This is a genomic window from Halolactibacillus halophilus (assembly GCF_900115605.1).
Classification (GTDB): domain Bacteria; phylum Bacillota; class Bacilli; order Bacillales; family Amphibacillaceae; genus Halolactibacillus; species Halolactibacillus halophilus.
The window spans coordinates 1-5,740 of record NZ_FOXC01000065.1 but is presented as its reverse complement, the minus strand read 5'-3'; the positions used below and the strand labels follow the sequence as shown (position 1 = coordinate 5,740).

The 5,740-nt window shown below is 33.8% G+C and carries 5 protein-coding genes; 2 read left to right on the top strand and 3 right to left on the bottom strand.

The window, feature by feature from the left end; genetic code table 11:
• On the top strand, positions 1 to 315 hold a 315-nt coding region (locus tag BM098_RS12865; RefSeq protein WP_234987507.1), incomplete at its 5' end, for a hypothetical protein.
• A 1,068-nt stretch (positions 316 to 1,383) separates the two neighbouring features.
• Positions 1,384 to 2,262, top strand: a complete 879-nt coding sequence (locus BM098_RS12860) for a PAS domain-containing protein (RefSeq protein ID WP_089834005.1) — start codon at positions 1,384 to 1,386, stop codon at positions 2,260 to 2,262.
• A 1,033-nt stretch (positions 2,263 to 3,295) separates the two neighbouring features.
• Here BM098_RS12860 and BM098_RS12855 read toward each other — a convergent pair.
• The 3 genes from BM098_RS12855 to BM098_RS12845 all read right to left on the bottom strand — a co-directional run bounded on the left by BM098_RS12855 (position 3,296) and on the right by BM098_RS12845 (position 5,489).
• On the bottom strand, positions 3,296 to 3,628 hold the full coding sequence (locus BM098_RS12855; RefSeq protein WP_089834003.1) for a DUF4870 domain-containing protein: 333 nt from the start codon (positions 3,626 to 3,628) through the stop codon (positions 3,296 to 3,298).
• Positions 3,629 to 4,080: 452 nt separating this feature from the next.
• On the bottom strand, positions 4,081 to 4,608 hold the full coding sequence (locus tag BM098_RS12850) for a hypothetical protein (protein WP_089834001.1): 528 nt from the start codon (positions 4,606 to 4,608) through the stop codon (positions 4,081 to 4,083).
• A 137-nt stretch (positions 4,609 to 4,745) separates the two neighbouring features.
• Entirely contained in the window at positions 4,746 to 5,489 is a 744-nt protein-coding gene (locus tag BM098_RS12845) for a hypothetical protein (protein ID WP_089833999.1), read from the bottom strand.
• Positions 5,490 to 5,740: the final 251 nt, after the last annotated feature.

Sequence of the window (5,740 nt, the reverse complement as noted above, 5' to 3'; positions counted from 1 at the left end):
TGCTTAGTTGAACGAGCATGGGTCGCCTTTAGGGTGTCCTTACGGAATCCCCTTCCTCAAACATTCGTGAGAATGTTAGGTGGGGGTAGTTCAATCGAAGGCAGTTATGCTTACGCAAAAACATCAAAGAAAGGTGCAAGTGTTGTGCGTGTGATAATCTTTTCTTTGCTCATTGGTATGAGCGGTTTGTTTTTGTATTTAGGTTACATGATGCGAGATAAAACCACAATGATGTTTGTCTTCTACTTTGTATCTGGATTGTTTGTTGCTTTAACAATCCGTCTTTTGGTTGAAATTAAAAGAAGAAAGCCTTAAAAAGATAAGAGGGAAGAACTATGAACCGGCAATTGACATAATTTTTTACGCAGTCTTTAAAAAAATACGTCATTAGAAGAAAGAAATAATATTATTAACAATATTATTAAAGAGCGATAGGAATAGAGTGTTTTTAAAAATGTAAATGAGAATGTTAAAAAATATGTAACTATTACTGGTTTATCTTTTTTAATTTTCTTTGGATATACTACCTCAGAAGATACAGACTTAAACGACAAATTCGCTAATCAACTCTCGGTTAATGTGATTGAATCACTATAAAATGAGTCTGAATATCCGTTATAATTTTTATAATAACAATGTGATAGACTTGCACTGTGCGGTGGACTTTTCGTGGTTAGGTGTCTTGTAACTGTTAAAATGAACTTTTTAACACAAAGCCATCATTTTAAAAATATGGTTTCGCTCTGAATTTTATACATACTTTACTTGAATGATTTTCATAATTGTGAGGCCTCGTGGCGGTTGTAAAGCAGAAATCCTATGCTTAGTTGAATGAGCATAGGTCGCCTTTAAGGTGTTCTTATGGATCAAACATTCGTGGGAATGTTAGGTGGGGGTAGTTCAATTTAGATGAGCAACTAATTTCGCAAGAAGTGTTAGACCTTGGTTATTGGTATATCAGGGTCAGGATACACGGATCACTAGACATTCAAACCTCAGCCGAACATAAGACAAACAAAACAATATACGCCGCATCATAAAGAGATGCGCACTTTATTATGAGAGGCTAGCATGCTAGCCCGTATGAAAGCGCTAGATGTTTTCATCATCTGGTTGCCGGGCTCGATTAAATGCGATCAGAAGGACAATCAAGTGACAATAAGCTAACAGTATTGATATAAGTATTTAAAATACTAAGGAGTGATAGTCCGAGTTTTCCTCTTTAAAAAAATGCACAGTTTTGCGTTGATATACCAACTACAATCGAGAGATTTACACAGAATTCTTGACACTATCACTCATATCATATCGATCTTTAGTAAATATAATACCAATATAATAAGTAACTAGATGAAAGCTTGTACGGAAAGGTAGGCTAATAGTATGGTGGAAAATTATTTGAAATGCGAACTATATGATTTGGTAAAAAATGATTCTGTAATTTTTGAGTATATTCAAATGGACATGTTAGATGGCATGTGGTATTGGGATTTAGAACACTCTGAAAATGAGTGGCTGAGTCCAAAGTTTTGGAAGACGCTTGGCTATAATCCTGAAGAAAAGAAACACTTGTCTTCTGAATGGCATGATATTATTCACCAAGAAGATTTAAAGTTAGCAACAGAAAGTTTTCATAAACATTGTGAAAATCCAAATCACCCATATGACCAAGTTGTTCGTTATGAGCATAAAGAGGGGACAACAGTCTGGATGCGATGCCGTGGACTCGTCATCAGAGATGAATTCGGTCGGGATAAGCGCATGTTAGGCTCACACACGGATATCACCGATTCTAAAAAAGTTGAGAGTGATTTGTCTCGGTTAACAAGAGAATATGAAAAAGTATTTAACGGAACGCAAGATGCGATGTTTTTAATGAAAGTTATCTCCAATAGCCACTTTCAATATGTGAGAAATAATTTAGCCCATCAAAATAAAACAGGGTTAAAGTTAGAAGATATTAGAGATAAGACGCCAGGAGATTTGCTTGGTGAAGAAGTAGGAAAGATAGTATCAGAAAATTATCAAACAGGTGTTAATAAAACATCCGATATAAAGTCCAAAATAATTTCAAAGAGGAATTCCATTTTATTCACCAACCTACATTATGGTTTTAAATCTGTATTTATATATTACCTTTACATAAGTATGACCTATGGCTTAACACTGTATTTCTCTTCAGATAACCTTTCATTTGATAATTTAAGGTTCATTTATATAATCAAGAACATTATTATAAAAAATCTCTATGTATTATCTTAAAAATGAACCAGGATATTACTTATAAAGCGAAAGATAAACCGCCAAATTATTACCGATTTATATTTATAAAGCAAGAAAGCACTTGAAAAGGTTTTAAACAAAGCCGTGCGTCAGATGTGAGGCATCTTCCGATTCTTGATACCTTCACAAGCCAACCTCGATACAGGCAAAGTCTCAGTCCAAAACGCGTGTAAAAAAAAGTCAAGAGAGGCTTCAGTATTATCTGGCTAAAAATGAGTGGCAAGATCAAACGACATGTCAAAACAGAAAATGAAGATTATCGACATACTGAGGCATTATTAGATGAGGGTTAAAGGTTGGATGTGCAACGTTCAGAAATTATTTTCGAACCATCATGAAGAAAAACAAGGAAATGTATTCTCGAAAAAAATCTTTAATACGAAAATTGAGTTGAGTTTGATTGAGGGGAAATCAAGTTAGAAATAGCAGGAAAAATAACGCCTTATTTACTGGCGGTATTTACTTTTCCTTATAATAACTATCGTTTTACCTGAATGTATAAATCAGAGCCTATGTCTGAGACAGGCCCCAAAAGAAATAAAAAATATCTACAACCATTAGTATATCGGAAAACAGAAAGAATTTCTAGAGTCACTCTATTATATCCATCAGCATCAAAACATCCTCTTCACTTGAAGTTGACGCGACAGATAATGATATTAGTCTACAGCTAAGTGAAAGATAGAGGAGAAGGCAGAACGTGACGTAAGAACAAGATAGAGAAAGATTCGTGTATCGAATTTCATCCAAAAGATATTATTAGATGGACGTTTATTTGCCTGCTAAGCACAAGCTGATAAATTGTTCATAATTTTCATGATAACGGTTGTAATGACCTTACAAGGACTTAAAATAACTGTTTAAGACAAGCTAAAAACGCCCAATAAAAAAAGACTTGCCCTAAAAAGCGACTAGTCTATTTTTATCAATCTTTTTATCAGTTTGTCATAATTGAACTAAAAAAAACACCGTTCTTGTTATGGCAAACATTGATTCTAAAAAATGTGCTAAATTATTTAATTATTCGATATTTCCCGATGACTGGCAATTCTTTAACTTTTCCGCCAAACCCATTTATAAGGCCTATAACAAATAAAATTAATACGAGTACTCCAAAGGGTAACATTAGAAGCCAGCCTATAACCGGAATTACACCTAATATTATATTTCCACCAACACCTAAAATAAAAAGTAACAGTCCTTGATTCGCATGGAATTTACCATAGGCAGATTCAGGATTAGTTAGTAGTGGTAGGAAAAAGATAAAATAAGCTAACCCAGCAATGGTTTTGTTCTTTTCAATATCTTCCTTAGTATAAGTTGATACATTTTTTTCATCATCCATTAAATTGTCTCCTCCTTATGTACAAAATAGCTATCTTTAAGAAAATATAAATTAAACTACCTCAATTGTAAAGTCAAATACTTCAACCTCTCTAAAAGATGCATCAATATATCCAAAAATATACACCAATAATTTCTAAATTGATACAGATGTTCTATTCCGCCTACACTAGCTCACAACTTGTTGTTTGTTTTGATGTTAGTGTTTTTCCCAAGTTCTTTTTTTGTGCTGTGGTCCTAACGAATATTAAACAGACCGTTACGAAAAAAACCCTGGAAACAGTGTATTTTCAGGGTTAATATTTACTATATTCTTTCTAAAAGACAGACCGTCTCAACATGCGTTACCACATAACCTTTATATAAAATAGCAAATCATACTGTAACCGGGGTAAATACTCAGTTCCTATCCCCCCATTTTTACTTCTGAAAGTCTCAATGTGGGTGCTAAATTTAGTAATATTCCTTCGAATCTTCATCTGGTTCTTGAGCTTCTTTCCCGGCCATCAAGTCTTTAATCCATATTGGTACATTCTGAAGTGGCCTTCTCTCCTTTAGGTGCTTGATTACTTCTTCAATATCTTCATCTCGCCAGAACCTATCTCGAATGTAGCATCTGCGGCAACAGTAATTCCCATTCTTTGATTTGTTCTCAAACTCGCTCCCACAGTAGTAACAAACATGCTGATATACAATTGTATTTTTATGTTCCCATTCTCTTTTGCATTCTGTGGAGCAATAGGTTTTAGGACTCCCTTTCAGCTTCTTCTGATTAATCCGCTTTCCACAGTTTTTACAATGTTCTCTGATTACCTTTTCAGGCTTGGGCTTGCTATAATCCTGCCCAAAGCCATCCAACCCCCGACTCTTACAAAAATTCCTCACACTATCTCTACTAAGATCCATGGCAGTGGCTATGCTGCGATAGCCTATGCCTAACTTCCTGAGTTCAATGATTTTTTCTTTTTGTTCATTGGTCATTTGCATTACCTCCAATCCTTTGATTGGTATCTAGTAATGCGATAGAAATTTTGAGAAGTCAAGCAATTTATAAGCTTAAACTCTAGAAGCTCCATATGGTTTTAAGATTTGTTTATCAATCAATTTTAGCTTAAACCTCAATCCTCTATGTTAATAACAACATTTTCAAACAGCCCTTCTTCAATTTCTTTCTCAATATACTCAATTCTCAACTCTTTTCTTAATATATTAAATTCGCGAATTATGGTTTTAACAATTTCTGTTATTAAAGCAATTTCTTCATTATCCGCAACTTTAACAATATCTGAGTTGCTCGAGGTTTTACTCCCAGAATAATTATCAAATGCAAATCTATATGCCACTGCAAGTTTCAATAATTTCTGACTGGCGAACTCACCTTTTTTTATTATTAAATCCACAATTTCTTTTTTGCAAAAACTGGTGATTTCATCATGCTTAATCTCTTGTTTGACATTTGAAATAGTATTGTGAGCCTTAAGAGTACTCGTCGACGTAGTTTTATGAATCTCAATAAATGGGGCATCATCAAATTCAAGTTTACTGCCATTTAAAAGAAGAAAGAACCTACGTAAATATTCAGATTGACAAATAATTGCGTATAGTTGAGTGTACAATTCAGTGAGCTGCTTATAATAAAAGTCATACTTAAAATTCAGATCTATATTGAATTTTTCGTACTCTCTTCTAAACTCATCTTGTACTTCTTCACTTTTTCTTGTTATTTCAGCTATATCTTCTTTAGTAGCCAAATTCTTACCCTTTTCACCGATGTAACTTGGAAGATAATTTTTCAAAAATAATCCCAACACGATTGTACCGAAAATTTGTAGTGCTGTTGAAATCCATATTTGTGCAGTCATGTTCTCAACTCCTTTTTTTGAATTTGAGTTTCAGAACTGATAGTCTCTGCAAACTATGATTCAAATAATCACAACTTGTTAAAAACCTTGTCTATATAACTATAATGAATATTATTATGGCTATCAGGTTCAGAAATGTCGTGGAATTCTTCTTTAGATAGTGTACAATATTTTGTGTAAACGACCTTTGACTCGTTTTTGAGCATGGAAAAAGGAAGCCTCTTTTTGTAGAATAGAGTTACCAAACAACA

Coding starts and splice junctions, on each gene's coding strand:
- BM098_RS12860 (WP_089834005.1), top strand. CDS start 1,384: ATGGTGGAAAATTATTTGAAATGCGAACTATATGATTTGGTAAAAAAT.
- BM098_RS12855 (WP_089834003.1), bottom strand. CDS start 3,628: ATGGATGATGAAAAAAATGTATCAACTTATACTAAGGAAGATATTGAA.
- BM098_RS12850 (WP_089834001.1), bottom strand. CDS start 4,608: ATGACCAATGAACAAAAAGAAAAAATCATTGAACTCAGGAAGTTAGGC.
- BM098_RS12845 (WP_089833999.1), bottom strand. CDS start 5,489: ATGACTGCACAAATATGGATTTCAACAGCACTACAAATTTTCGGTACA.